Below are 26,174 nucleotides of genomic sequence, written 5' to 3' on the forward strand. Positions count from 1 at the left end.
CGGCCCACCGGCGCGCCGGCCCCCGCGCCCGTCACCACGGATGACGGGCGCGGAGCAGGCGCGGGCACGGGCGGTCAGTGACCGACGAGCTCGCCGTCCCGGGCGACGATCCGCCCGCCGCGCACCACCATCTCGCGCCGTGGCAGGTCGACCACGACCTGCGGGAGGCACTCCCCGCGCACCAGCAGGAAGTCGGCCGGGGACCCGGGCCCCAGGTCCGCCTCCGGCAGCCCCAGCAGCCGGGCCCCGCCGTCGGCCCCCGAGCGGAAGGCCGCCTCCAGCTCCTCGTCGAGGCGGGCGTCCCGCACCCAGGCCAGCAGGTGCGAGCGGTGCAGCATGTCGGCGTTGCCGAACGGACTCCACGAGTCCCGTACGCCGTCGGAGCCGAGGCCCACCTCGACCCCGTGCTCGCGCAGCCGGTCGATCGGCAGCACCAGGTCGGACGAGGGCGCGACCGTCGTCAGCGAGATCCCGGCGTCCGCGAGGTCCGCCGCCAGCTCGTCGAGCTCCCGCTCGGGCAGACCGGGCACGCAGAAGACATGGCTGACGGTCACCTTGCCCTGCAAGGAGAGCGCCCGGGTGCGGTCGATGATCGCGCGCAGCGACCGCAGCCCCGTCGCGGCCCGCTCGTGCAGATGGATGTCGACGCCGACGCCGTGCCGGTCCGCGATGCCGAAGACGACGTCGAGCTGCTCGTCGAGCGCCTCGTCGAACCCGATCGGGTCGATGCCGCCGACCCGGTCGATCGCCCCGGTGCGCGCGGCCTCCTCCAGCAGCTCCTTGGTGCCGGGCGTACGGATCACCCCGTGCTGCGGGAACGCCACGATCTCCACGTCGAGGGCGTGCCGCAGGGCCCTGCGGGCGGATCCGACGCCCTCGACGCCCACCAGGTCGTAGGCGGGAGCGACGTCGACGTGGGCCCGCATCGCGCGGGTGCCCTGGGCGACGGCATGGCCCATCAGACGCTCCGCGCGCTTCTTCAACGGTGTCCGCAGGGCGTGGTAGAGCTTCACGTCCTCGGCGGTGTACTCCGCGATGGTGCCGGCCGGGTTCCGGGTCACCCAGGGCTCGCCCCACGCCGTCTTGTCGGGGTGGATATGTGCGTCGACCAAGGTCGGCAGCGCGATCCTGCCCTTGCAGTCGACGACCTTGGCGCCGCGCGGCGCGGGCTCGGCGGTGATGACGCCGTCGACGACGGTGAGGTCGAGCGGCCGCTTCGCCCCGTAGGGCCGCACGTTCTTGAACACCGTGGCGCGCGCATGGCCGCCCGTGCGGTCCGGCTGCTCCGTGATCCGGTCGGCGGCGGACGGCGACGCTCCGGTGGGCGGGGGCGCGGCGGCCTCGGCTCCGGGCGCGGCGAGTGCGGCGGCGGTGCCCGCGAGGGCGGCGGCGCCCGCCAGCATGCCGCGCCGGGAGAGGCCGGCGGCGGGGAAGGCGGTGGACTCGGCGTGCATCGAGGGCTCCTTCGAGGGGAGGGGCAAGCGGGGGGGCGAGGAGGGAGAAGCAGGGAGGGGCGGAGGCAGGACAGGGGGAATCGGGGGCGGAGCGGCGGAGCGGCTGAGCGGCGGTCAGGCGGTCGGTACCGGAAACCCTGCCCGCACCACGCGCGCCGGGCGGCTCAGCACGCCGAGGTCGGCCAACGGGTCGCCGTCCACGACGAGAACGTCGCCCGCGAAGCCGCGCGCCAGGCGGCCGACCGTGCCGTCGAACCCGAGGAGCTTCGCGGCGCCGGTGGTCGCCGTGCGGATCGCGTCCAGGGCGGAGAGCCCGGCCGTGTGCATCAGCTCCACCTCGCGGCCGATCGGGTCGACCGTCCCGCCCGAGGAGTCCGTGCCCGCCGCGAGGGGGACGCCCAGCTCGTGGGCGGCCAGGACCGCCCGCCGCAGGACCGGGAGATAGGTGCGCCCGCGCTCCGCCAGGACCGGGTCCGAGGACTCGGCGAGCCCGGCGATGGCGGTGAGCGTCGGGGTGAAGTAGGTGCCCCTGCGGCGCATTTCGTGCAGCGTGCGCTCGCCGACGAACGCCCCGTGCTCCAGGGAGCGGATCCCGGCCGTGACCGCGTCGTGGCAGCCCTTCTCGCTGTAGCTGTGGCAGAGCACCCCCTTGCCGCCGCGCCGGGCCGCCGCGACGACCGCGGACAGCTGCTCGTGGTCGTAGACCTGGGCCAGCGGGTCCTGCTCGGGCAGCCCGGCGCGCTCGTTCACCCGAGTCTTCACGGTGTCGGCCCCGCGGGCGAGGTTGACCTCGACCACCCGGCGCAGCGCCTCGGGCGAGCGCACCCCGTTCCGCAGCCGGGCGAGCGGGGCGAGGGCCGGGTCGGCGAGGATCGTGTCGCCGAGGTCCGGGGTGACGAAGATCCCCGCGGCCCGGAGGCGGGGCGCCCGCTCGGGAGCCTGGCGGGCCAACTCCCGTACGGCGATGTCCTGGTAGAAGTTGGTCGAGCCGCTGCGCGCGCTGGTCGCGCCCTTGAGGACCGCGTCGCGCGCCTCGGCCGCCGTGTTGAGGTGGATGTGGGCGTCCACCAGGCCGGGCAGGAGCCACTGGCCGTGGGCCCGCAGCACCGGTACGCCGGAGGGCACCGGGATCCCGAGGCGGCCCCGGGCGCCGGCCGCGCGGACGACGCCCCCGGTGATCACGACGACCGCGTCCTCGGTGACCTCGCCGGTCAGCGGGTCGAGCAGCCTGCCGCCCTCCACGACCAGGTCGCCGCCCCGGCCCGACGAACCGCGGGAGGCGCCGGACGGCGCGGCCGCGGCGGGGACCGCCCCGGCCAGCGCGGCCGAGGTCCCGGCCAGGGCCGCGGCGCCGGCGAGCACCCCCCGCCGGGTCAGTCGGCCGGCGGGCGGCGGGGTGTTCTCGACGCACATGGGAGGGCTCCTTGGGGCGCGGAAGCAAGCAGGAGCATTTTGTATACCAGGACGACCGCGATTCTGGGAAGGAGTGGCTCCACTTCCCGTGCGTGCGGGAAACGTGCAGGAAGTGCGCTCCGGGTCAAGGAGGTCCCGGGAGGGTGGATCGGGTTGGTATACAAAAATCAGGCGTCGTCGAACAGTGACCGCAGAGCCACGGCCCGGCTGTCCCGCACGTGCAGCAGCGTGCTCGCCGCCGCCGACTCCTCGTCGCCCGCCGTGATGTACCGGAACATCACCGCGTGCTGGGCGCGCATGTGCGCCGGCTCCTCCCGCATCCCGAAGAGCAGCTGGAGCTGTCCGCTCAGCTGCTCCATGGTGCGGGCCAGCATCGGGTTGCCGCCGAGGGCGACGATGTCCTCGTGGAAGGCGGTGTGGGCGGCCACCTCGCGCGCCCCCTCGTCGTCGGACGCGGCCTGCTCCGCGCGGTCGAGGGAGGTCCGCAGCGCGGTGACGCCCGGCGGCTCCTTCGGGGCGGCCCGCGCCACCCTGCGGGCCGCGAGCCGCGAGGCCTGGACCGCCAGGGGCTCCCACACCTCGTACAGATGCTCCACGTCGGCCCGCTCCATCCGGCGCACCCGGACCCCGCTGTGCGGCAGCAGTTCGAGGAGCCCTTCGCCGACCAGCGCGCGCAGCGCCTCGCGGACCGGGACCCGGGACATCTGCAGCTCCTCGGCGACCTCGCGCTCCACCAGGCGGGCGCCCTGCGGGTAGCGGCGGTCGACGATCCGCCGGCGCACCGCGTCCCGTGCGCGGACGCTGAGCGAGGTGCGCTCGGGGGCGGCCCCGTCTCCGCTCCGGGAGGCGTCCGGCCCCGTTCCGTCCCGCCCTGCGCTGCTGCCCGCCACGTACGCCATCCTCCGCTCGGCCCGCCTGCCCCCGGCTCGAGGATACGCGGGCCCACGGCCGTCAGACGGTGCCCGGCACCCGCCCGTTCGGCAGGAAGAGCACCGAGTTGATGTACCGGTCGCGGTGCGGGACGAAGGCCCGGCGTACCAGGCCCTGATGCACCAGGTGCTCGGTCCGCGCCTGGTGGGCCACCAGGTCGAACCCGGCGAGCGGAATCCAGCCCCGGCCCGCCAGGAGCCAGCCCGCGTAGCCCTGATCGGTCAGCAGGCCGACCGCCGGAGCGATCGGGCCGAGCCGGCTCTCCAGCTCGATGAGCAGGGCCGGCCGGTCCCGGCGCAGCAGCTCCGCCGCACCGCGCAGCGCCGCCAGCTCGCCGCCGTCGACGTCCATCTTCACGAAGCCGACCCCGCGCAGCCCGAGACCGTCGACGGTGAGGGAGGGAACCTCCAGACAGTGCGCGTGGATGTCGCGGCGCGCCAGCGACGACACCCCCCGGTCGCCCCGGTCGCCCTCCGGGAACCACAGCGGGGCCGTGCCCTCGCGGTCGGTCGCCGCGCCCTGGACCACCCGGGCGTTCGACGGCAGCGTCCGGCGCAGATGCTCGGCCAGATGCGGCACGGGTTCGATGGTGACCACCTCGGCGCAGCGGGCGGCGAGCCGCCGCGACCAGGGGCCGTACCACCCCCCGATGTCCAGGGCGACGCCGTCCGGCGGGCAGAAGTCGGCGAGCCGCCGTAGCTCGGGTTCGAAGCGCGGATACAGCGCGACGGCGGCCGAGCCGACGAGACGGCCGGGCAGCCGGGACGCCACCGCGGCGGCGAACGTGGTCACCTGGCCGAGGCCTTGAGCCGGGTGAGCAGGCGCTCGTGGTCGTCCGCCCCGACCTTCCGGCCCGACGAGGGAAGAAGCTGCGGAATGCCGTCCACGATCGGATAACTCAGCCGCAGCCGGGGGTTGTAGAGCGCCTCCTCCTCTTCCTCGGCCAGCAGGGACAGCGGGCCCTTGTCGAGCGGGCAGGCCAGGATGGCCAGCAGCGGGTCGTCGGGGTTCATCGAGTGGCTCCTCGGTGTCGGGGGCGGCGGACGCGACGTGCGCATCCGGGGTCAGGAGGGCGCGGCGGGCTGCGGATCGTGGCGCGGCATGGCCAGCAGGACGGAGAGGGCGAGCGCCGTGCCGCCCACCCGCAGGGCCAGCAGCAGCGGATCGTCGGGAAGCGTCTCGCCGAAGGCCAGCGTCCCGAGGACCGCGGTGAACAGGCAGGTCACCGTGGTGCAGACCGGCACGATGAGGGAGGCCCGGCAGCGTTGCAGCGCCGCCTGCGACATGACCAGCCCGGCCCCCGCGGTGAACAGCAGCAGATACGGGTACGGGGACGCCAGCAGCGACAGCGCGGCCTCGCTCAGATCGGTGCCGGTCAGCCGGCTGGACGTGCCCTTGATGGCCAGCGAGCTGACCCCGTAGAGCAGGCCCACCGCCACGCCGTAACCGATGCCGCTGGTCGGGACCCGGTGCCGTTTGGCCGCCCGGCTCTCGACCCGTACGTACAGCCAGACGCCTGCCGCCAGCGCCGGCACGCACACCAGCAGCACCAGCATCCACGGCGCGCCGCCGCTCACCACGTCCTCGCCCTCGCGCACCGAGGCCACCACCATCAGCAGCGCGAGCAGCACCCCGCCCAGCGCATAGCGCTCGCGGCCCGTCGACTCCTCGCCCAGCACGGCCGACGACAACAGCAGGAGCAGCACCAGACCGGAGACGAAGATGCCCTGCGCCGCCGCGATCGGCAGCGCCCGGTAGACGATCAGCTGCGCCCCGAACCCGGCCGCCAGCGCCAGCGCGCCGACGATCCACAGCGGGCTGGTCAGCAGCACCCGGATCACCTGGAGCGGCCGGCCGGCGGAGAGCGCGGGCAGCGATCCCAGGGCCCGCTTCTCCACCACGAACCCCACGCTGTACAGCGCGTTGGCGACCAGGGCCGCGCCGACACCCCACCACATCGCGCTACCTCCGCCGCGCGTGGGCCAGCAGGATGGAGGCCGCCCCGGGCACCGCGCACGCCGCCCGGTCCAGCAGCCGCAGCGGCCGCGGCACCCCGTGGAACGGGGCGCCCGTGATCCTCACGTCGTCGAAACCGGAGGCCGCCAGGAAGGAGCGCAGCGCACGGGCGGTGTACAGCCGCAGATGCCCGACCACCTCCGAGCCGGGACGGCCGTGGATCCCGCGCAGACTGACCTCGGAGAACACCGGCTGCACCCCGGCGAGCAGCAGCGCCCGGTTGTACCAGGCCGCCAGGTTGGGGGTGGACAGCATCAGATGGCCGCCGGGCCGCAGCACCCGCCGCAGCTCGTCCAACGCCTGGTCCGGGTCGACCAGATGCTCCAGGATCTCGCTGAACAGCACCGCGTCCGCGCACCCGTCGGCCAGCGGCAGCCCACCGTGCTCCAGCTCGCCGCGCACCACGAGACCCATCCGGGGACGGGCCCGGCGCAGCGCGTCCTGCGACCAGTCGACGCCGATCAGCCGGTGCCCGGCGAGGATCGGGGCCGCCGTGGCCGCCGCCGTGCCGTCACCGCACCCGATGTCCAGGATCACCTGCCCCGGCGCGTCCAGCGCGTCGGCCAGCAGCCGGGCCTGCCGCCTGCTGCGCCCGTCGCCCGACGCGACGGGGACGGCCGGGTTCTCGTAGAAGTCCCGCAGTCCGGGCGGCGGGGAAGAGGTGCCGGTCATACGGTCTCCGAGGACGTCGAGGCCAGGTGGCGGGTGAACATCTCGCACAGGCGCACGCCGTCCTCGTCCCCCAGCAGGGTGCGCGACCAGCGCAGCGCCAGGTGCAGCCGGCCGCCCGTGGACGCCGTGGTGAAGGTCAGCCCCCGGGGCATCCGGGCGGGTGCGGAGAACCACACGGCCGTCGCCCGGCCCGCCTCCCCGAACGCCAACGGGTACGGCACCCGGCCGATGTTGCTCAGCAGCGTCGTCGAGGTCCACGGCCCCGCCAGCACCCGCAGCCCCCGGGTGACCGCGGCGCGGGCGGCCACGGGCAGCACCGGCGCGGTCAGCAGGGAAGCGGAACGCCCCAGCGGCGGCCGCGGACGCGCCTTGAGGGCCCGGGTCCGCTCGGCGGTCGACCGCAGCAGGGCGGCGACGTCGGCTCCCGGCGCCGGCTCGGACGCGGCGAAACCGACCTCCACCAGCCGGGTGCCGTTCCCGATCGGCATCTCGGGCCCCCGGGTCCGGTCGTCGACCGGCATGGTGATCCGCAGCGGCCGCCGGTCGGCTCCGGGCGCACCCTGCGTCCGGTTCCAGTCGGCCACCGTGAGCGCGGTGGCCACCATCAGCTGGTCGTTCACCGTGTACGGGGCGCCGGGCTCCCGCTTCGGGACCGGCAGTTCGGCCAGCAGCATGGCGTTGCCCGGTACGGGCGAGGACCCCGGCGAACCCGCCGCGATCCGGGCGGGACGGGCCGTCGGCGGGACCGCGGAGTCCGGCGCGAGCGGCTCGGACGCCGGGCGCGCGGGGGCCGGCGACGGCGGGACGCGGTGCCCGCCGTAGACCTCCGCGGCCGTCGCCGCCAGCCGCAGACACGCCGGTCCGTCGAGGGCGGCGTGATGCACCGTGAACACCAGCACACAGCCCTCCGCCCCCGGCTCCCGGACCACGGCGAGCCGCAGCGGCGGCGACGCCGTCAGCGGCGGGGCCTGGCCCAGCGCCGCCACCCGGGCCCGGTCGAGCGCCCCGGGCGCGGACGGCGGGAAGGAGACCGGGTCCGCGTCGGCGCTCCCGGTCAGCTCCCACTCGTAACGCAGGGCGAAGGGGCCCCGGGGGCGCTCCCGCATCAGCGCCCGGGGGTGCCGGGCGAGCGCCTCGGCGAACGCGGAGCGCAGCCGTGCCTCGTCCACCCGGCCGGGCAGATGGATCTCGATGTGCACCGTGTTCGGCTCGGCGTCCTGCGCGCAGTGCCGGGCCACCTCGTCGACGACCGGGAACGGCACCCGGGCCGGCGGGCCGGGCCGGGGCATGCCGCCCCGCGCCCGGGGTTGCTGGGCGGTCGCCATCAGGTGCTCCCTCCCGGACGGGACGGCGGCTGCTGACCGCCGAGCTGCTGCGTCGGGCCGTCACCGCCCTCGCCTTCGCCCGCGGACCGGTATCCGGCCCCCGGAGCAGGAGGCGGAGTTCCCTGCGGCCGCTTCGGGTCGGTGGACAGCGTCCGGCCCGAAGGAGAGGCGGCCTGCGCCGGGACCGTGGGCGCGTCGTCGCCGGCCGAAGCCGGGGCCGCCGTGCCGGGGCCCCCCGCCGCCCGCCTGCCGAGCGGACCGCGCCCGACCGTGACCAGGGCGGCGAACAGGGCGACCAGCGCGAGGAACTGGGCCGTCGCGCCGAACGCGCCCTCGCCCGCCACGGTGGTGTCCCCGGTGCCGACCGCGGTGACGACACCCGCGGCGGCCATCGCCGCGAACGCGACCGGCGCGAGCAACCGCGGCCGGAAGTGGGCGAGCACGGCGAGAACGGGGACGGCCAGGGCGAGCGGCCCCGCGATCACCACGCCCACCAGGGTGAGGGCCACCGTGCCCAGGACCAGACCCGGCCCCGGCGGAACGGGCTGCTCCTCGGCCGCGTACGGCCCGGCTCCCCGACGGCGTCCGAAGGCGAGCCCCACCAGCACCAAGAGCAGAGCCCCCGCGCCGATCAGACCCACCTGGTAGATCCGGGCCGGCTCGTACTCCAGGGTGACCTTGCCGCCCTCGCCCTCCGGGACCAGCCAGGCCTGCTGCCAGCCGTCGATCCGCAGCGGCGTCAGCTCCTTCCCGTCCAGGGTGGCCTTCCAGCCGGCGTTGTGGTTCTCGTGGATCTGGAGGTAGGACGCCTCGCCCGCGCCGACGGCGATCGTGCGCCGGTCGCCGTCGCCCTGCTGGACGTCCACCGACCGCTTCGCACCCGCCGCGGCCTCGGAGTCGCCGTTGCTCAGCGTGACATCGGTGATGGCGAGCGGTCCAGCGTCCCCCGCCTCGACGGTGGTGGACGCGGCGGCCAGCTCCACCGAGCCGTCCTTCGTGCACGGCGTGACCTCGATCGGGCGGCGCTGGGTCAGATCCCGCACCCGGCCCTCGGCCCGGGTCTCCAGGAACGTACCGCCGACGGACAGCACCGGGCCCTTGCCGCAGGGCAGGCTGAACGTCTTGTCCGGCTTCGGCTGCGGCGAGCGGTACTCCTCCAGCGCCGGGATGTAGACCTCGCTCAGACCGACCGGCAACTGCAACTGGTCGTCGGCGACCGGGTTGTGGACGGTCAGCGGCGCCTGACGCGAGATGGTGATGTCCATCCGGTCGGTCTTGATGGGGGAGAAGCGGGCCATGCCGTTCTCGTCCACGGCGGCCACCGCCGTGCCGTCCGGCGAGCTGATCTGCACCTGCTCGGGACGGGTGGAGAGACCGCCGGCCGCCGCGAAGACGATCTCCCCGACCTCCTTCTTCTCCGGCCACGACAGATGCAGCACGGGGCGTTCGCCCGCGATCCACGCCGTGGTCAGATCACCGTCGGTGAGATTGCGCGGACTGAGATTGGTGCCCAGCCGTGCCGTGGAGTCGGCACTCACCTCGATCTTGTCCCGCTCGCCCGTCAGCTCGAACAGCAGCTTGTCCAGTTCGTCCCCGGGCACCGGGACCGCGCTCGCGGACACCTGGTAGGCGCCCGCCTCCTGGGCGGTGAACTGCCGGTGCAGGCCGACCTCGGCCGCCACCGACGACAGGCCGCCCGGGTCGCTGCCCCGCCGCAGCGAGTAGACCGTGGAGTCCGCGCCCTCGCGCGGCGCGTCGGAGGGCAGTTCCAGCATCCGGGTCACCTGCACCCCGGGGACCGCGATGTCGGTGAACCCGGCGCCGGTGAGCCCGGGACGCCCCTGCTGGGACTCCAGGATCGTCACCTTCAGCCAGGCCGCCTGCCCGGCGGGTGCGGCCACCTGCTGCGCCGATCCGTCCGGCCGCAGCGGGCTGTCCTTGAAGCCCCGCTCGGTCTCGACCCGCACGACGGTCGGCGCGGCCCGCACGTTCGCGCTGGGCAGCGGCGTCACCTCGAGCGAGCCGGGCAGCTCCGTCGGGGTGGTGAAGTCGACCCGTACCCACTCGCCCTCGGGCGAGCCCGGGGACCCCTCCGCCCAGCCGGTGTCCGGATTCCCGTCGAACGCGTTGGCCGGGTCGTACTGCGGCAGATGGAACAGCCAGTTCCCCACCGAGGAGGCGCTGACCTCCTTCGCACCGCGCAGCACGGCGGTCGTCTGGTGCTTCGCGCCGGACGTCGGCAGGATCTGCCGGGGGCTTCGGCCCGGATCCTGCGCCGCCTCCACGGCGTTGCGCTCCTTCGCGGTGTAGGTGTACGAGGTGTTGGAGTTGACCAGCCCGAACCGGGTGTCGGCGCGCCGCAGCCCGTCGCCCGCCGCGTACAGCGACGGCCGTCCCAGACCCGGGTGCGCGTCACCGGCCAGCACGGCCGGCCGGCCGTCCAGCGCGCCGCTCGCCGACAGGGGGAGCAGGGACTCGGGCCCGCCGCTCACCACGGCCGTCGAGGCGACCGGGGCCGTGTCCGCCCGTCCCGGGCGCTCCGTCCCGGCGGGCGGCTCGTAGATCTCCACGGCCCGCTGCCGCGGATAGAGGCCCTCGACCTGCACGGGGGTGTCCGCCGCGATCCGGCCGCCGGTCATCACCGGACCGAACCCGGTCACGCGCTGGTATCCGGAGGCCTCCAGCGTGCGCTTCACCGTCGTCGTGGGGACGTAGCCCAACTGGTCGGGATCCAGGTCGTTGCGGACCACCACATAGTGCAGCCCCGCCCGGTTGAGGTACTCGCTCAGCCCGGGGACCTCGCCGCCGGTGGTCAGCGCCTGCTCGACGGCGTCCATCGCCCGCCGGTTGCCCGGTGTGCCGAACGGCACGTAATCCCGTTGCGCCCAGGGCGAGTTCGCCAGCACGTCCAGCGGCTGGTCGATGGGGGAGCCCCAGGTGTAGATGCCGTGCGCGGTCGCGGGGACCACCAGGGCGCGGTCGTCTCCCGAGTTCTTCTTCAGCCAGCTCCCGGTGGACTCCCAGTACGCGGGCAGCTGCTGGAACGAACCGGTCTGCAGGATCGAGCCGTTGACGTACGGCCAGGCCAGACCCGGCAGCACGAGCGCGGCGGCGATCACCGGTGCGAGCCTGCGGGCGCGCACCGCGTTGCCGCCGCTGCGCGCCGCGGCGGCGACGGAGGCCACCGCCGTGAGGTGCGCGAGCCCCAGGGCCAGGGCCAGCGCCAGGCCCGTCTGGAACTTGTAGATGTTCCGGAACGGCACCAGCCAGCCGTCCAGCCAGTCCTGCACGGTCCCGTGGAACAGCCCGCCCAGCGTGCCGCCGTAACCGGCGAGCGTGATGAGCGCGACGCTCAGGACCGTCAGCACCAGCCAGCGGCGCTCGGGCAGATCACGCCGCGCCAGTCCCGCCAGCCCCAGGGCGGCGGCGAGCGCCGAGCCCAGGATGGTGACGGTCGCGGTGGCGACGGTCCAGCCGGCGGGCAGCCAGGCCTCGCCGAAGTTCAGATAGCCGACCCAGTTCCCGCCGCCGCGCAGCACCTCGGTCGCCGACATGGTCGTCGTCGTGGTGTACGAGGACTCCACGTACGGCATGAAGTTCTCGCCGAAGGTCCCGAGCAGCAGCAGCGGAACGATCCACCAGGCGGTCGCCAGGATCACGCCCGGGATCCACCAGGCCAGCAGCGCGCGCTTGCGCGGCCCGCCGGGACGGGACAGCAGATACAGCCCGACCGGCAGCAGCGAGGCCAGGGTGGACGCCGCGTTGACGCCGCCCATCAGCGGGATGAGCAGCGCGGACCGGGCCGCGGCGACCCTCGGCGCGAGGCGCGGGTCCGTCAGCGGCAGCAGCACCCACGGCAGCAGGGCGCCCGGCAGGGCCGCGGCCGAGGTCGAGCCCACGACGATCGTGTACGTCGGCCACAGCGCGTACGCCACCGCGCCCAGCAGCCGGGTGGCCGAGGAGCCCACGGACAGCCGCTCCGCCAGCCGGAGCGCACCCCAGAAGGCGGTCGCCACGATCAGCGAGAGCCACAGCCGCTCCGCGAGCCAGACCGGTATCTGCAGCAGGTCGGCGACCCCGTAGTACGGCAGCATCGGGATGGCGTAGCCCACGTACTGGTCGGCGATCCCGCCGAACCCGGCCCGGCTGTGCCACAGCTCGCCCAGATCGCCCAGGAAGCGCCAGGGATCCGCGACGACGCCGAGCTTGGTGTCAAACGTCATCCGGCCGGGCGAGACCGCGAGGAACGCCGCGAACACGGCGGCCCAGAAGCCCAGCAGCCAACGCCGTGACCGGCGCGGGGGCGGGCCGCCGGCCGGACCGGACGACGCGGGACCCGCGCCGTCCGGGGCCGTGGACCGAGGTGGGTGGACAGCGCTGGTCATGAACACCGCCGGAGGATGAGGAGGAGGTTCCAGGTGGCGAACTCCCGCAGTACGGGGATCCGCGGCACGAGCTGGGGAAGGACGGGCCAGTAGCGCGAGCGTGCGGACACGACGGTCACGTCGGAGCGGCTCCGGACGTGGCTCAGGGTCTCGCCGACGCCGATCTTGAAGAGGTTCTCGCCGAGCCGGTGCTTGGCGGGGCCACCGGTGCGCCGCTCGTAGCGGCTGCGGGCGCGTTCGGCGCCGAGGTAGTGCCAGGGCGCCCACTCGTGGCCGCCCCACGGGGAGAGCCAGTTGGTGTACGAGACGTAGATGAGACCGCCGGGGCGGGTCACCCGCGCCATCTCGCTGAGGAAGGTGTGCGGATCGGCGACGTGCTCCAGCACGTTCGAGGAGAAGCAGACGTCGGCCGCGCCGTCGGCGAGCGGCAGCAGATAGCCGTCGGCGAGGACGGTGTCCGCGCGCTGCCCGGGGCCGAGCTCCGCCGGATCCGGTTCGAAGAGGTAGCTGTGCGCACCGCGCCGCCGGAACTCCCGGGTGAAGTAGCCGTCGCCGCCGCCGATGTCCACGACGACCTTGTCCCGGAGCGGACCGTGCCGCTCGACCTGGTCGGCCGCGTCCCGGGCCAGCAGGGTGTAGGCCGTGGCGGGGTCGCCCTGTTCGCGCAGGAAGGCGCGGAACAGGGCGGCCGACCGCCGGAACGAGGGGTCCTTCACGCGCTCGCGCCGATCGCCGGGGCGCTCGGGGTGCCCGCCGCACCGGCGGTCGCCTCGGCGGCCACCGCCGCGAACCGGCGCACACTGGCGGTCCACCGGTAGGCGGCGGCGCGCTCGCGGGCTGCCTTCCCCATCGCCTCGCGCCGTTCGTCGTCCAGCGCCAGCGCGCACCAGGCGGCGGCGAAGGAGGACGCGCCCGGGGCGAGGATCCCGGTGACGCCGTCCTCGACGGAGTCGCGCAGTCCCGGCACGTCGAAGCCCAGCGTCGGGGTGGACCGGGCCCCGGCCTCCGTGACGACCAGCCCCCACCCCTCCACCGCCGCCGGGTGCAGCAGCATCCACGCGGCACAGAGCAGCCGGTGCTTCTCCGCCTCGGTCACATGACCGGCGAACTCCACCCCGGGACCGGCGAGTCGTTCCAGCCGTGCCCGCTCGGGGCCGTCGCCGACGATGACGAGCCGGCCGCCGGTGACCGGCCGGACGCGCTCCCAGAGCTGGAGCAGCAGATCGATGCGCTTGTAGTCGACGAGCCGGCCCAGCGCCACGAACAGCGGCGTGTGGGACCTCTCGCTCTGCGGGCTCGGCTCCTGGACCCCGTTGTGCACCACCCGGATCCGCCGGTCGGGCACGCCCAGTTCGCGCAGGGCGCCCGCCGTCGAGGGGGACACCGCGATCATCAGGTGGTCGCGGTAGGCCCGGGACAGGGCCCAGTGTTCGAGCTTCCGCCCGGCACGGGCCACCGGCGTCGGGAAGCGCATGTCCCACAGGTCGGTGTGCACATGGTTGACCAGGCACACCGTGGGTCCGCGGTGCCACAGCGGGGCCAGGTACGGCATGCCGTTGCAGACCTCGACGAGCAGGTCGCAGCTGCCGATCCGCCGGGCGAACGCGGACCGCGCGCCGACGTAGTGCCCCAGCGTGCTGCCCGCCGAGATGACCCGGTAGGGCCGCCGGGCGGCCTGCCCGCCGCACAGCAGCGTGACGTCGTGACCCTGCTCGGTGAGGCCCAGGGCCAGCTGGTCGACCAGCAGTTCCGAGCCGCCGGCGGCCGGGTTGCCCAGGTCGCGGTGGGCGAGGAAGACGATGCGGCGGGGGGCCGCGGGGATCCGGGAGGACGCCGGGCCCTGACCCGGGCGCGCGGCGGCGTCGAGCAGTGGGGGAGGGACGTGCTGGGGCATGGGCGCTCCAACTCGGCTCGGGGTGCGGAGATACGGGGGACGCGGCCCTCAGGGGCGGGGGCCGAGCGGTGCGGGGGCGTACGGGGGCCGGGACACAGGTGCACCGGGGCCGGGGACGCGGCGGTGGGGCGAGGACCGAAAGGAAGGGTGGTGAGGAAGCGGAGGGAGAAGGGCGGGGGACGGAGAAGCGGGAGACGGAGGGACGGGGACGAGACCGGGGGGCCGTGCTTTGGTGGGGATAGACAGTTTTCGGCACGGGTACGCGCCCGGCTACTCACCGGTGCAACAACTTGCCGGTAACTCAGGTGTGCGGAATCGTCATCATGTGAGTGTTCGGGTCGTCCGGCTCCGTCCGGCGCCCCCGGACGACGAGGACGACCCCCGCCAGGGCGAGCACGCCGCCCAGTCCGGCCGCCCCGGCCGGCGCGGTCGTGCCGAGCATCGCCAGCCGGTCGCTGTCCGCCGACGCCAGCTCGACCTGCTTGAGCTGGGTCTCCTCGGTGAATTCCACCCGCTTGCTCTCCAGCAGCACGACGGCGTCCTTCTGGGAGCCCGGGGCGCGCAGCGTCTTCCTCGGGCCGATCGCCGCGTTGATGATCCGGCCGGTCCGCTGGTCCACGACCAGCTCGATGCCGCTGTTGGAATACCACTCCTCGGCCAGCACCTGGGGCGTCTTCTTCTTCCCCACGAGCAGTCCGGGCACCTGGCGCACCCCGGTCCTGGTGGGCTCGACCTCGCCCTTGAAGAGGTGGCCCCGGTAGCCCTGGATCTCCTGCTCACCGGCGTAGGAGAGCCGCACCACACCGCCGAGCGTGCTGTCCCACCAGCGGTAGGAGCGCTTCTCGACGTCGAAGGGGAACTTGAGATAGGCCTCCCCGTCGAAGGCCGGGGACTCCTCGCAGCAGTGGACCGGCTCGTTGGTGACCCGGTCGGTCACCCAGCGCTCCAGCGTCCACTGAAGGGCGTCACGGGGGTCCGAGGCGGGCAGGGTGCCCTGGTGGTCGACCGAGGTGGACACGTCCCACACGGCGTTGCCGCTCTTCTCGCTGTCGGCCACGTCCCCGCGCACCTGCCGGGTGATCGTGATCGTCCTGCCCTTGACCGTCTCCACCTCGGACGTGTCGAAATAGCTGCCCGTACCGGTGAAGACGGTGGTGGTGTCGGTGTCGATGGGGGTGCGCTTGGCGTGCGGCTGGACGTACCAGACGAGCAGCGGCGCGAGGACGAGCAGGAAAACCCCTGCCCCCAGCAGGACAAGCGACAGGGGTGAAGCGTTGTGGCGCATCCGGGCACTCCTGGGTCGAAATCTCTTCGCGGAGGTGCACGGGCCCCGGGCCGGTCAGCCCTTGATTGGCGTGAACAGTAAGCAAGCCCTTGACGGAATGTCAATGTGCTGTCGACACTGTGTCCCAGCCGGAGGGGCCCGGCTGAAGGGGTGGGGATCGCCTTCAGCAAGGAGCTGACCCGACCATGCGCAGACTCATCGCCGCCGCCGTCACCGCCCTGGTGGCCGCCACGCTCGCCGTTGGTGCGGCGTTCGGCGTCGTGGCACTGCTCGACGCCACCCCCGACCAGCCCAATACGCCCCTGATCAGCTATGACACCGCCCCGGCGGCTCCGTGACCCGCCCGGCCTGGCAGGAGGTCCCCCAGGCGAAGCTCGACCGCTTCGAGGAGATCGCCCTGTCCGGGGCGCCGGAGCTCGCACAGGCGATCCTGTACCAGATTCGCCGGGAATATCCCTATGTGCAGCTGGTCGAGGACGAGTCCGGGGAGCCGCTGGCCCTCGTCGGCATCCGCCGCGCCATCGAGGGCTTCGTCCACAACCTCACGGCCGGCGCCCACCCCCGGGTGCCGCCGGAGATGTTCCAGGAGTTCGGACGGGGCGAGGGCCTGGAGGGCCGCAGCCTCGACGCGCTCCAGGCCATCTATCGCCTCGGCGTCCGGCTCACCTGGCGCAGGCTCGCCGAGATCGGCCAGCAGGTCGACATCCCCGCGCCCGCCATGTACGAGCTGGCCGAATCGGGATTCGAGTATCTGGACGGGCTCGTGGAACAGTCGGTACGGGGCTACGCCGAGGCGGCGGCCCGGCGCGCCAGCGAACGGCTCCGCCTCCAGCGCCAGCTGATCGAGCTCCTGCTGATGGAACACCGCGGCGACGCGACCCGGGGCCTGGCCGAGCGGGCCGCCCGCATCGGCTGGGAGCTCCCGGAGACGATCGCCGTGGGCGTGCTCATGCGCCCCGCCCGCGAGGCCGTGGCCCCCGCGGTGGGGCAGGGCATTCTGCTGGAGATGGAGAGCGAGCAGCCGCGCATCGTCATCCCGGACCCGGACACGGCGGGCCGCGCGGAGACCCTGCGGCGCGCCACGGCCGGCTGGTCCGGGGCGATCGGCCCGCCGGTCCCGCTGGCGGCGGCGGCGACCTCGCTGCGCTGGGCGGAGACCGCGGTGCAGCTGATCAAGAGGGACCTGCTGCCGCAGGGCGAGGTGCTGTACTGCACCGAGCACACGGAGGAGCTGGTGCTGCTCCCCGCCCAGGAGCTGATCGACGCGTCCGCCCGCCGCTGCCTCGCCCCGCTGGACGGCCTCAGCCCGACCCAGGCGCGGCGCCTGGCCGAGACGCTGCTCGCCTGGATCGAGACCCCCGGTGGCGCCCCCGAGGTGGCCGCGCGCCTGGGCATCCACCCGCAGACCGCCCGCTACCGGCTGCGGCAGATCCGTGAGCTCTGGGGCACGGCCATCGACGAGCCGGACCAGCGCTTCGAGATGCTCCTGGTGCTCCGCGCCCAACGCCTCCGCGGCGATCTGGCCCCGGTCCGGGACTGAAAGGCCCCGGCGGCCGGACGCCCGCGGACATCCGGCCGCCGGGGCCGTCGCACGACCGCCGGGATCACACCGGGGTGACGTACGCCCCGGCGATCCCCCCGTCGACCAGGAAGTCCGTGGCGTTCACGAACGAGGAGTCGTCGCTCGCCAGGAACGCGACGGCGGCGGCGATCTCGGTCGGCTCGGCGAACCGGCCGACCGGGATGTGCACCAGCCGCCGGGCGGCCCGCTCCGGGTCCTTGGCGAACAGCTCCTGGAGCAGCGGGGTGTTGACCGGGCCGGGGCACAGGGCGTTGACCCGGATGCCGTCGCGTGCGAACTGCACCCCCAGCTCGCGCGACATCGCCAGCACCCCGCCCTTGGACGCGGTGTAGGAGATCTGCGAGGTGGCCGCGCCCATCCGGGCCACGAACGAGGCCGTGTTGATGATGGAGCCCCTGCCCTGCGCGCGCATATAGGGAATGGCCGCCTTGCAGCAGAGGAACACGGAGGTCAGGTTGACCTCCTGCACCCGCCGCCAGGCCTCCAGCCCGGTGTCCAGGATGGAGTCGTCGTCGGGCGGCGAGATCCCCGCGTTGTTGAACGCGATGTCGACCGAGCCGTAGGTGTCGAACGCGGCCTTGAAGAGGGCGTCCACCTGCTCGGCGTCGGTGACGTCGGTGCGCACGAAGAGCCCGGCGGTCTCCTCGGCGGCGGCCTTGCCGTGCTCCTCGTCCACATCGGCGCAGACGACGTGCGCGCCCTCGGCGGCCAGCCGCCGGGCGGTGGCCAGGCCGATGCCGCTGCCGGCTCCGGTGACGACGGCGGTGCGGCCGACCAGACGGCGGCAGACGGAAGAAGTGTCGGTCATGGTGCTCAGGCCTCCGTGCTGATGAAGACGTTCTTGGTTTCGGTGAAGGCGGCCAGGGCGTCCGGGCCGAGCTCGCGGCCCAGACCCGACTGCTTGTAGCCGCCGAAGGGGGTCGAATAGCGCACGCTGGAGTGCGAGTTGACGGAGAGGTTGCCCGCCCGCAGCCCCTGGCCGACGCGCAGCGCGCGGCCGACGTCCCGGGTCCAGACCGATCCGGCCAGTCCGTAGTCGGTGGCGTTGGCGAGGCGCAGCGCGTCCTGTTCGTCCTCGAACGGCAGGACCACCGCGACCGGCCCGAAGACCTCCTCGACCGCCACCGGCGCATCGGGCGAGACCCCGGTGAGGACGGTCGGCGGATACCAGAACCCCGGGCCCTCGGGAGCCGTTCCGAGGATGGCCCGTACGCCGTCGGCTCCCCGTACGCCGTCGACGAGCCCCCGGACCCGGTCCCGCTGGACGGCCGAGATCAGCGGCCCCATCTGGGTCTTCTCGTCGGCCGGGTCGCCCACCACCACGGCGGACACGGCCGGGACGAAGAGGTCGAGGAAGCGGTCGTACACGGACCTTTCGACCAGGATGCGGGTCCGGGCGCAGCAGTCCTGACCGGCGTTGTCCAGGAAGGACATCGGGGCGGCCGCCGCCGCGGCCGCCACATCGGCGTCGGCGAAGACGACGTTGGGGCTCTTGCCGCCCAGCTCCAGGGTGAGCCGCTTCACGCGCTCCGCGCAGCGGGTCATGATGTGCTTGCCGGTCCGGGTGGAGCCGGTGAACACGATCTTCGCGACCCCCGGGTGCTCGACCAGGGCGCTTCCGGCCACCGGCCCTTCGCCGGGCAGCACCTGGAACAGCCCGTCGGGAAGGCCTGCCTCCAGGGCGAGTTCGGCCAGCCGGAGAGCGGTGAGCGGGGTCGTTTCGGCGGGCTTGAGGAGGACGGCGTTGCCCGCCGCGAGGGCCGGGGCCAGGCCCCAGGCGGCGATCGGCATCGGGAAGTTCCACGGAGCGATGACGCCGACGACGCCCAGCGGCTCCAGGATCGTGAAGTCGATGCCGCCCGCCACCGGGATCTGCCGGCCCAGGAGCCGTTCGGCCCCGCCCGCGCTGTAGTCGAGCAGATCGCGGACGTTGCCCGCCTCCCAGCGGGCGTTGCCGATGGTGTGACCGGCCTCCCGCACCTCCAACCGCGCCAGTTCCTCGATGTGTTCGTCGACGACGACGGCGAAGCGGCGCAGCAGGCGGGCCCGGTCGGCGGGCGCGGCGGCGGCCCAGGAACGCTGGGCGGTCGCCGCGCGGGTGACGGCGGCGTCCACATCGGCCGCGGAGGCCGCGGGGACGGTGGCGATGACCTCGGCGGTCGCCGGGTTCAGGACGTCCAGGGTGGGGTGTGACACGTACGGACCTCGATCGGGAAGCTGGTGGTGGTCAGAGGCGTTCGAAGGAGCGGCGCAGCTCCCAGTCGGTCACCGCGGAGTCGTACGCGGTCAGTTCGACCCGGGCCATGTTCAGGTAGTGCGCGACGACCTCCTCGCCGAACGCCTCCTTGGCGATGGGGCTGGCCTCCCACAGCTCGGCCGCCTCGCGCAGGGTCGTCGGCACCTGGTCGTACTCCCCGGTGTACGCGTTGCCCGTGCACGCCTCCGGCAGCGGCAGCCGGTGCTCGACCCCGTACAGTCCGGCGGCGACCAGTCCGGCGACGGCCAGGTGCGGGTTGACGTCGCCGCCCGGCAGCCGGTTCTCGAAGCGCATCGAGCGGCCGTGGCCGACGACCCGCAGGGCGCAGGTGCGGTTGTCGACGCCCCAGGCCACGGCGGTGGGGGCGAAGGAACCGGGCTGGAAGCGTTTGTAGGAGTTGATGTTGGGCGCGTAGAGGAGGGAGAAGTCCCGCAGGGCGGCGAGCTGACCGGCCAGGAAGTGCCGCATCACCTCGGACATGCCGTCCTCGCCCTCGCCCGCCATCACGTTCTCGCCGTCCTCGTCGGTGAGCGAGAGGTGGATGTGGCAGGAGTTGCCCTCGCGCTCGTCGTACTTGGCCATGAAGGTCAGCGAGACGCCCTCCTGGGCCGCGATCTCCTTGGCGCCCGTCTTGTAGACGGCGTGCTGGTCGCAGGTGGTCAGCGCCTCGTCGTACCGGAAGACGATCTCGTGCTGGCCGGGATTGCACTCGCCCTTGGCGGACTCGACGGTCAGCCCGGCCGCCTGCATCTCGTTGCGGATCCGGCGCAGCAGCGGCTCGATGCGGCCGGTGCCGAGGATCGAGTAGTCGATGTTGTACTGGTTGGCCGGGGTCAGCCCGCGGTAGTCGCGGTCCCAGGCCTCCTCGTAACTGTCCCGGAAGACGATGAACTCCAGCTCCGTGCCCACCTGCGCGGTGTAGCCGAGCGAGGCGAGCCGGTCGAGCTGGCGGCGCAGGATCTGACGCGGGGCCGCCACCACCGGACTGCCGTCGTGCCAGGCGAGGTCCGCGATCAGCAGGGCGGTCCCCTCGTGCCAGGGGACGGGGCGCAGGGTGGCGGGGTCGGGGACCATGCCGAAGTCGCCGTAGCCGTTCTCCCACGAGGACATCGCGTAGCCGTCGACGGTCCGCATCTCGGTGTCCACGGCCAGCAGGTAGTTGCAGCCCTCGGTGCCGTGCTCCAGCACCTCGTCGAGGAAGAACCCGGCCGCGAACCGCTTCCCCTGGAGCCGGCCCTGCATGTCCGGGAAGGCCAGCACCACGGTGTCCATCGACCCGTCCGCGACACGGGAGCGGAGCTCGTCGACGCCGAGCGGGGGTGTGCGGTCTGCCACGGGATGCCTCCTTGGGTGAACCGGGAGGCATGAGACCGACCGGTGATTGGGGGGCGGAAGAAGGAGCGGGGCTGGGTGCGTGCAGCTGCAAGGCGGAGGATTGAGGCATGGCGGAGCCATGGTGATGGACGACAACGCCGCAGATGTACGTGCCCAGCCCCGCGACGCCGCCCCCCAATCACCGGTCGGTCTAAGGTATGGCAGAGAACCATTGCTTGGGAAGGGGATCCGCCAGTGGTCACGAGCGGAAGAGCGGACGACACCCGTCCGGCGGCAGCGGAGGCCGGTGCGGCCGGGGGAGAGCGCGAGGCCGCGACCGGCCGGCTGGACACCGTGCTGCGGCCGGTCCGCGCGGGCAACGGCTTCGAGGAGGCCCTGGAGCAGATCCTCCAGCTCCTGCGCCTGGGCCTGGTCCCGCCCGGCGAACGGCTGCCCTCCGAGCGCGAGCTGTCCCAGCATCTGCGGATCAGCAGGGTGACCCTGCGCGAGGTCCTCAAGGTCCTCCAGGACCAGCACATGGTCGAGAGCCGCCGCGGCCGCTACGGCGGGACGTTCGTCCTGCCCCGCACCGCCACACCCGACGGCAGCGGCGAACTGCGCCGCCGCATCGCCGCCGTCGACCTGGAGGACACCCTGCGCTTCCGTGAGGTGCTGGAGGCCGGAGCGGCGGGCCTGTGCGCCGAGGGGCTCCCGGCGGACGGCGGGGCCCGGCTGCGGGCCGCGCTCGGCGCGACGCGGGGAGCCCGGCTGGAGGACTACCGCCGCCAGGACACCCTGCTCCACCTCACGCTCGCCGAACTCTCCGGCTCCCGCACGCTCGCCGCCCAGTACGCCGCGGTCCGGGCCACCCTCAACGAACTGCTCGACTGCATCCCGCTGCTGGTGCGCAACCTGGAGCACTCGCAGCGCCAGCACGCGGCCGTCGTCGAGGCAGTGCTCGACCGGGACGCGGACGCGGCCCGCGAGATGATGCGCGAGCACTGCGGCGGCACGGCGGCCCTGCTGCGCGGCTTCCTCGCCTGAGCCCCGCCCCGGGGGAGTCCGGTGAGGCGAATCCGTAACCACTCTTTAACGCACGCCTCTTGCCAGGTGCCGCCCCGTTCCACAAAGGTGTGCCGACGAACCTTTGATCGAAGCAGTTCCAACGATGAAGTCGACACACATCTGGAGCGCCTCATGGCTCAGGGAACCGAAACACCCGCCGGACCACCCGGCGACGCGAGCCCGGGGGAGTCCGGCACGGACGCCTACCTCCACCGCCGGACCCTGCGCCGGGGCAGCGCCGGCTGGCTCCTGCTGACCGGGCTAGGCGTCGCCTACGTCGTCTCCGGCGACTTCTCCGGCTGGAACATCGGCCTGTCCAAGGGCGGATTCGGCGGACTCGCCGCGGCCATGGTCCTGATGGGCGTCATGTACGCGTGTCTGGTCTTCGCGCTGGCCGAACTCTCCGCCATCCTGCCCACGGCGGGCGGCGGTTACGGCTTCGCCCGGCGGGCGCTCGGCACCTGGGGCGGCTTCCTCACCGGCACGGCCATCCTCATCGAGTACATCCTCGCGCCCGCCGCGATCGCCCTGTTCATCGGCGACTACGTCGAATCCCTCGGCCTGTTCGGCCTCACCTCCGGCTGGCCCGTCTACCTCGCCTGCTTCGCGATCTTCATCGGCATCCACCTCTGGGGCGTCGGCGAGGCGCTGCGCTTCAGCCTGGTGGTGACCGCCATCGCGGTCGCCGCCCTGCTCATCTTCGCCATCGGCGCGTTCACCGAGTTCGACGCGGGCCGCCTCAACGACATCCCGGCGGACGCCTCCGCCTTCGGCTCCTCCTCGTGGCTGCCGTTCGGCCTCCTCGGGATCTGGGCCGCCTTCCCCTTCGGCATGTGGTTCTTCCTCGGCGTGGAAGGCGTGCCGCTCGCCGCCGAGGAGGCCAAGGACCCGGTCCGCTCGATGCCGAAGGCCCTGGCCATCTCGCTCGCCGTGCTGGTCTTCCTGGCCGTCATCACCTTCATCTCGGCCACCGGCGCGCAGGGCGCCAACGCCATCAAGGACGCCGGGAACCCGCTCGTGGTGGCCCTGGAGGGCACCGGCGAACCGACCGCCCTGAGCCGCTTCGTGAACTACGCGGGCCTCGCCGGCCTGGTCGCCTCCTTCTTCTCCCTGATCTTCGCCGGGTCCCGCCAGCTGTTCGCCCTCTCCCGGGCCGGATACCTGCCGCGCTTCCTCTCGCTGACCAACCGGCGCAAGTCCCCCTACCTCGGCCTGCTGATCCCCGGCATCATCGGGTTCGCGCTCGCCGCCTGGAGCGGCAACGGCGGCCGGATGCTGAACGTCGCCGTCTTCGGCGCCACCATCAGCTACGCCCTCATGGCGCTCTCCCACATGATGCTGCGCCGCCGCGAACCGGAGCTGCCGCGCCCCTACCGCACCCCCGGCGGCGCGCTCACCTCGTCCGTCGCCTTCGTTCTGGCATGCTCGGCGCTGGTGGCGACCTTCCTGGTGGACCGCGACGCGGCGTTCATCGCACTCGGCGTGTACGCGGTGGCCCTGGCCTACTTCGCCTTCTACAGCCGTCACCGGCTGGTCGCGGGAGCCCCGGAGGAGGAGTTCGCCGCGCTGGCGGCGGCCGAGGCCGAACTCGCCCGCGACTGAGCCCCGGCCGCCGCCGACCACCCCGATCACCCCGCCCCGAAGGAGCGCGTTCCATGTCCCGGCCCGTCATCGGCATCAGCACCTACCAGGACCAGGCCCGCTGGGGTGTGTGGGAGATGCCCGCGGTGCTGCTGCCCGCCGGCTATCCGCGCCTCGTCCGCGCGGCGGGCGGGCTCGCGGTGCTGCTGCCGCCCGATGACGCGGCGGACGCGGCCCGGGACACCGTCGCCGCCCTGGACGGGCTGGTGATCGCCGGGGGAGCGGACGTGGAACCGGCCCGGTACGGGGCGGTCGCCGACCCCCGTACCGGCCCCCCGGCCCGGGAACGCGACGCCTGGGAGCTGGCCCTGATCCGGGCGGCGGTCGAGCGGCAGGTCCCCCTGCTCGGCATCTGCCGGGGCATGCAGCTGCTGAACGTCGCCCTTGGCGGCACCCTCCACCAGCACCTGGAGGACCACACCGGCGGCCTCGGCGTCTTCGGCAGCCACCCGGTGACGCCCGTGCCCGGCACCGCGTACGCGGACGCCGTACCGGAGACCGCCGTGGTGCCCGCCTACCACCACCAGGCGGTCGACCGGCTCGGCGCCGGTCTGGTGGCCTGTGCCCACGCGCCCGACGGGACCGTGGAGGCCCTGGAGCTTCCCGGGCACGGGAGCCTGGTCCTCGGAGTGCAGTGGCATCCGGAGATGGGCGAGGACACCCGGGTCATGGCCGCCCTGGTCCGGGCCGCCGGGGGACGGGCGGGCCTGCCCGATGCCCGGCCCGTCCTCGAAGCGCCCGTACGGGCCCTGAGCTGAGCCGACCCGGCCCAGGGCGGCGGGGCCTCAGCGGCGGGTGTCGGGGAGGCGTGGCCCCGCGACGCCGCCGGGACCGTCGAAGCCCGGACCGGAGAACTCGGGTCCCGCGAAGGCCGGCGGGCTGAAGCGGGGGCCGTCGCCCGGACCCGCCACCGTCTCCTCCTCGAGCCGCTGGAGGAGGAAGGGCCGGATCCCCCGGTCGCGCAGCGCCGCGAGCCAGGCCTCCCGGGCCTCCTCCAGAGCCGGGGACCGGTCGGGCACGGCCGCCGTGACCGCCGCCGGCTGCTGCGCCGCCGTGCGGTAGAGGGCGACGACGGTGACCAGGCCCGTGACCGCCGCGACCGCCAGACTGGACCAGCCGACGCCGACGAGGGTGCCCGCCAGGTCCGGCAGGGTCCCGGCGAGCCGCAGCCCGTACCCGAGGAGCAGGAACGTCACCGCGGCCACGCCGGCGAGCACCGGTAGCAGCACCCCGAGGACCGCCAGCACACCGGCGCCCGGCCGCTCCTGATCGCCCGGCCCCGAGAGCGGTGACGTCCCGGCGTCCCGCCGCCCGCCCGACGCCTGCCGCCGCAGGGCCGCGTACCGCCGGTACTCGGTCTCGGCGGCCGCGGTCGTGCGCGCGACGGCCGACAGGCCGAGGACGCGCAGCCGGCCGCCGGGGACCCCCGAGCGTTCGAGCGGGCCGCGGAACTCCGGGGAGGCGATCACCTCGTCGAGTGCGCTCGCGTAGTCGGATCTGTCCTCGTCCCCGAGCCGGGAAGGTCTGCCCATGCTGTCCCTCGGTCGATGCAGGTGTCGGTGCCGGTGTCGATGCGGGTGTGGTGGGTGGTCCGCCCGGTGGGGGTGCGCACCTGCCGCGTGCGCACCCCCACCGGGGGATGCCGGTGCGGTGTGCCTAGAGGTGCTGCACGACCGCGGGCATGAGGTCCTGGAAGGTCCGCCCGTCGGCCGCCGCGCCGATCGCGGTCATCTGCCAGCCCGAGCCGGTCCGCTGGACCTTGGCCATGATCTGGGCGGTGTGCCGCCCGCCGCCGGTCAGGGTGTACCGGGCCAGCTCCTGGCCGTTGCTCTCGTCGACCAGACGGCAGAAGGCCGCCTCGACCTCCTCGAAGGTCTGGCCGGTGAACGAGTTGACCGTGAAGATGATCTGGTCCACATGGACCGGCACGCGCCGCAGGTCGACGACGATGGACTCGTCGTCGCCGCCCTGGCCGGCCCCGCCGACCCGGTTGTCCCCGGTGTGCTGGACCGATCCGTCGTCGCTGGTCAGGTGCTGGAAGAAGACCACGTCCTGCGGATCGGAGCCCGCGAAGAGCACCGCCGAGGCGTCCAGGTCGATCTCGCGGGCGGTCAGCCGCGCCAGAAATCCCTTACGGGGAGCGGACTTCCAGCCGAGCCCCATCCGTACGACGCCGAGCTCGCCGCCGCCGGACTTGGTGAGGCTGACCTGCTGGCCCTTGGTGAGGTTGATCGTCATCGTTCCGCCTTCGGTGACTGGGTGCCTGGGGTGACTTCGGCCCTGGGTACGTGTCCGGTGTCCCGGTGACTCAGAGACTGACGCCGAAATCGGCGACGATGCCGCTCAGGCCGGATGCGTAACCCTGCCCGACCGCACGGAACTTCCACTCGGCGCCGTGCCGGTACAGCTCGCCGAAGACCATGGCCGTCTCGGTGGAGGCGTCCTCGCTCAGGTCGTAGCGCGCGATCTCCGCGCCGCCCGCCTGGTTGACCACCCGGATGTAGGCGTTGCGGACCTGACCGAAGCTCTGGCCCCGGCTCTCCGCGTCGTGGATCGAGACCGGGAACACGATCTTCGCGACGGTCGCGGGCACCGAGGCGAGGTCGACCTTGACGATCTCGTCGTCGCCCTCGCCCTCACCGGTGAGGTTGTCGCCGGTGTGCTCGACCGACCCGTCGGGGCTCTTCAGGTTGTTGTAGAAGATGAAGTGCTCGTTGGACAGCACCTTGCCCGCCTCGTCGCAGAGCAGTGCGCTCGCGTCCAGGTCGTAATCGGTGCCGGTGGTGGTGCGGACGTCCCAGCCGAGACCGACGAGGATCGCGGTCAGCCCCGGAGCCTCCTTGCTCAGCGAGACGTTTCCGCCCTTGGCGAGGCTCACGCCCATGATGTTCTCCCTTGTGCGGTGACGGGTGTTCACGTGGTGGCGGCCACGCCAGGGGTG

At 73.7% G+C, this 26,174-nt stretch carries 23 protein-coding genes; 5 read left to right on the forward strand and 18 right to left on the reverse strand.

The features are described 5' to 3' along the window. Nucleotides 1-74: 74 nt before the first annotated feature. From ACH4UK_RS31500 to ACH4UK_RS31555, 12 genes are all read right to left on the reverse strand, one after another. Entirely contained in the window at nucleotides 75-1,454 is a 1,380-nt protein-coding gene (locus ACH4UK_RS31500; RefSeq protein ID WP_398361784.1) for an amidohydrolase family protein, read from the reverse strand. Between the two features lie 114 nt (nucleotides 1,455-1,568). Then, entirely contained in the window at nucleotides 1,569-2,867 is a 1,299-nt protein-coding gene (locus ACH4UK_RS31505) for an amidohydrolase family protein (protein WP_398361785.1), read from the reverse strand. 167 nt (nucleotides 2,868-3,034) lie between these two features. Further along, nucleotides 3,035-3,766 carry a GntR family transcriptional regulator gene (locus ACH4UK_RS31510; protein WP_398361786.1) on the reverse strand — a complete coding sequence of 244 codons (732 nt, stop codon included), beginning with the start codon at nucleotides 3,764-3,766 and terminating at the stop codon, nucleotides 3,035-3,037. Nucleotides 3,767-3,818: 52 nt separating this feature from the next. Continuing rightward, on the reverse strand, nucleotides 3,819-4,589 hold the full coding sequence (locus ACH4UK_RS31515) for an FkbM family methyltransferase (RefSeq protein ID WP_398361788.1): 771 nt from the start codon (nucleotides 4,587-4,589) through the stop codon (nucleotides 3,819-3,821). Further along, nucleotides 4,586-4,810, reverse strand: a complete 225-nt coding sequence (locus ACH4UK_RS31520) for a Trm112 family protein (protein WP_398361790.1) — start codon at nucleotides 4,808-4,810, stop codon at nucleotides 4,586-4,588. The genes ACH4UK_RS31515 and ACH4UK_RS31520 overlap by 4 nt, the downstream gene beginning before the upstream one ends. 51 nt (nucleotides 4,811-4,861) lie before the next feature. Next, nucleotides 4,862-5,755, reverse strand: a complete 894-nt coding sequence (locus tag ACH4UK_RS31525; protein ID WP_398361792.1) for a hypothetical protein — start codon at nucleotides 5,753-5,755, stop codon at nucleotides 4,862-4,864. Between the two features lie 4 nt (nucleotides 5,756-5,759). Next, nucleotides 5,760-6,485 carry a class I SAM-dependent methyltransferase gene (locus ACH4UK_RS31530; RefSeq protein WP_398361794.1) on the reverse strand — a complete coding sequence of 242 codons (726 nt, stop codon included), beginning with the start codon at nucleotides 6,483-6,485 and terminating at the stop codon, nucleotides 5,760-5,762. Further along, nucleotides 6,482-7,810: a condensation protein gene (locus ACH4UK_RS31535; RefSeq protein WP_398361796.1), complete on the reverse strand. Its 1,329-nt coding sequence runs from the start codon at nucleotides 7,808-7,810 to the stop codon at nucleotides 6,482-6,484. The genes ACH4UK_RS31530 and ACH4UK_RS31535 overlap by 4 nt, the downstream gene beginning before the upstream one ends. Then, on the reverse strand, nucleotides 7,810-12,195 hold the full coding sequence (locus ACH4UK_RS31540; RefSeq protein WP_398361798.1) for an alpha-(1->3)-arabinofuranosyltransferase family protein: 4,386 nt from the start codon (nucleotides 12,193-12,195) through the stop codon (nucleotides 7,810-7,812). The genes ACH4UK_RS31535 and ACH4UK_RS31540 overlap by 1 nt, the downstream gene beginning before the upstream one ends. Then, the gene (locus ACH4UK_RS31545) at nucleotides 12,192-12,911 is read right to left on the reverse strand and encodes a class I SAM-dependent methyltransferase (RefSeq protein WP_398361800.1); all 720 of its coding nucleotides are present in this window, start codon (nucleotides 12,909-12,911) and stop codon (nucleotides 12,192-12,194) included. Before ACH4UK_RS31545 ends, ACH4UK_RS31540 begins: the two co-directional genes overlap by 4 nt. Further along, nucleotides 12,908-14,089 carry a glycosyltransferase family 4 protein gene (locus ACH4UK_RS31550; RefSeq protein ID WP_398361802.1) on the reverse strand — a complete coding sequence of 394 codons (1,182 nt, stop codon included), beginning with the start codon at nucleotides 14,087-14,089 and terminating at the stop codon, nucleotides 12,908-12,910. Before ACH4UK_RS31550 ends, ACH4UK_RS31545 begins: the two co-directional genes overlap by 4 nt. Before the next feature lie 301 nt (nucleotides 14,090-14,390). Further along, nucleotides 14,391-15,374 (reverse strand): DUF3068 domain-containing protein, encoded by a 984-nt coding sequence (locus tag ACH4UK_RS31555; protein WP_398361804.1) that lies wholly within the window; start codon nucleotides 15,372-15,374, stop codon nucleotides 14,391-14,393. Nucleotides 15,375-15,559: 185 nt separating this feature from the next. Between ACH4UK_RS31555 and ACH4UK_RS31560 the strand changes: the two genes are divergently transcribed. Both ACH4UK_RS31560 and ACH4UK_RS31565 read left to right on the forward strand, forming a co-directional pair. Further along, a complete protein-coding gene (locus tag ACH4UK_RS31560; protein WP_398361806.1) occupies nucleotides 15,560-15,712 on the forward strand; it encodes a hypothetical protein in 153 nt (50 codons plus the stop codon). Beyond that, entirely contained in the window at nucleotides 15,709-16,914 is a 1,206-nt protein-coding gene (locus ACH4UK_RS31565; RefSeq protein ID WP_398361808.1) for a helix-turn-helix domain-containing protein, read from the forward strand. Before ACH4UK_RS31560 ends, ACH4UK_RS31565 begins: the two co-directional genes overlap by 4 nt. 64 nt (nucleotides 16,915-16,978) lie before the next feature. Here the strand turns inward: ACH4UK_RS31565 and ACH4UK_RS31570 are convergent, their stop codons facing one another. Genes ACH4UK_RS31570 through ACH4UK_RS31580 form a run of 3 tightly spaced genes read right to left on the reverse strand, consistent with a single transcriptional unit; the run spans nucleotide 16,979 to nucleotide 20,548 of the window. Further along, complete coding sequence (locus tag ACH4UK_RS31570; RefSeq protein WP_398361809.1) at nucleotides 16,979-17,764, reverse strand: 3-oxoacyl-ACP reductase; 786 nt, start codon at nucleotides 17,762-17,764, stop codon at nucleotides 16,979-16,981. A gap of 5 nt (nucleotides 17,765-17,769) precedes the next feature. Beyond that, nucleotides 17,770-19,152 carry an aldehyde dehydrogenase family protein gene (locus ACH4UK_RS31575; protein ID WP_398361811.1) on the reverse strand — a complete coding sequence of 461 codons (1,383 nt, stop codon included), beginning with the start codon at nucleotides 19,150-19,152 and terminating at the stop codon, nucleotides 17,770-17,772. A 31-nt stretch (nucleotides 19,153-19,183) separates the two neighbouring features. Continuing rightward, a complete protein-coding gene (locus ACH4UK_RS31580; RefSeq protein WP_398361813.1) occupies nucleotides 19,184-20,548 on the reverse strand; it encodes a glutamine synthetase family protein in 1,365 nt (454 codons plus the stop codon). A gap of 234 nt (nucleotides 20,549-20,782) precedes the next feature. Between ACH4UK_RS31580 and ACH4UK_RS31585 the strand changes: the two genes are divergently transcribed. The 3 genes from ACH4UK_RS31585 (at nucleotide 20,783) to ACH4UK_RS31595 (ending at nucleotide 23,991) form a co-directional block, all read left to right on the forward strand. Continuing rightward, complete coding sequence (locus ACH4UK_RS31585; protein WP_398361814.1) at nucleotides 20,783-21,571, forward strand: FadR/GntR family transcriptional regulator; 789 nt, start codon at nucleotides 20,783-20,785, stop codon at nucleotides 21,569-21,571. A 153-nt stretch (nucleotides 21,572-21,724) separates the two neighbouring features. Continuing rightward, nucleotides 21,725-23,194 carry an ethanolamine permease gene (eat, locus tag ACH4UK_RS31590; RefSeq protein ID WP_398361816.1) on the forward strand — a complete coding sequence of 490 codons (1,470 nt, stop codon included), beginning with the start codon at nucleotides 21,725-21,727 and terminating at the stop codon, nucleotides 23,192-23,194. A 53-nt stretch (nucleotides 23,195-23,247) separates the two neighbouring features. Further along, nucleotides 23,248-23,991: a gamma-glutamyl-gamma-aminobutyrate hydrolase family protein gene (locus tag ACH4UK_RS31595; protein WP_398361817.1), complete on the forward strand. Its 744-nt coding sequence runs from the start codon at nucleotides 23,248-23,250 to the stop codon at nucleotides 23,989-23,991. A 27-nt stretch (nucleotides 23,992-24,018) separates the two neighbouring features. Here the strand turns inward: ACH4UK_RS31595 and ACH4UK_RS31600 are convergent, their stop codons facing one another. The 3 genes from ACH4UK_RS31600 to ACH4UK_RS31610 all read right to left on the reverse strand — a co-directional run bounded on the left by ACH4UK_RS31600 (nucleotide 24,019) and on the right by ACH4UK_RS31610 (nucleotide 26,117). Beyond that, nucleotides 24,019-24,765, reverse strand: a complete 747-nt coding sequence (locus ACH4UK_RS31600; protein ID WP_398361819.1) for a hypothetical protein — start codon at nucleotides 24,763-24,765, stop codon at nucleotides 24,019-24,021. 124 nt (nucleotides 24,766-24,889) lie between these two features. Beyond that, nucleotides 24,890-25,471, reverse strand: coding sequence for a TerD family protein (locus ACH4UK_RS31605; RefSeq protein WP_398361821.1), 582 nt, complete (start codon nucleotides 25,469-25,471; stop codon nucleotides 24,890-24,892). A 70-nt stretch (nucleotides 25,472-25,541) separates the two neighbouring features. Then, nucleotides 25,542-26,117: a TerD family protein gene (locus ACH4UK_RS31610; protein ID WP_032792079.1), complete on the reverse strand. Its 576-nt coding sequence runs from the start codon at nucleotides 26,115-26,117 to the stop codon at nucleotides 25,542-25,544. Nucleotides 26,118-26,174 lie beyond the last annotated feature (57 nt).

Origin of the sequence: Streptomyces sp. NPDC020884 (genome assembly GCF_044333935.1) — a bacterium.
GTDB lineage: Bacteria > Actinomycetota > Actinomycetes > Streptomycetales > Streptomycetaceae > Streptomyces.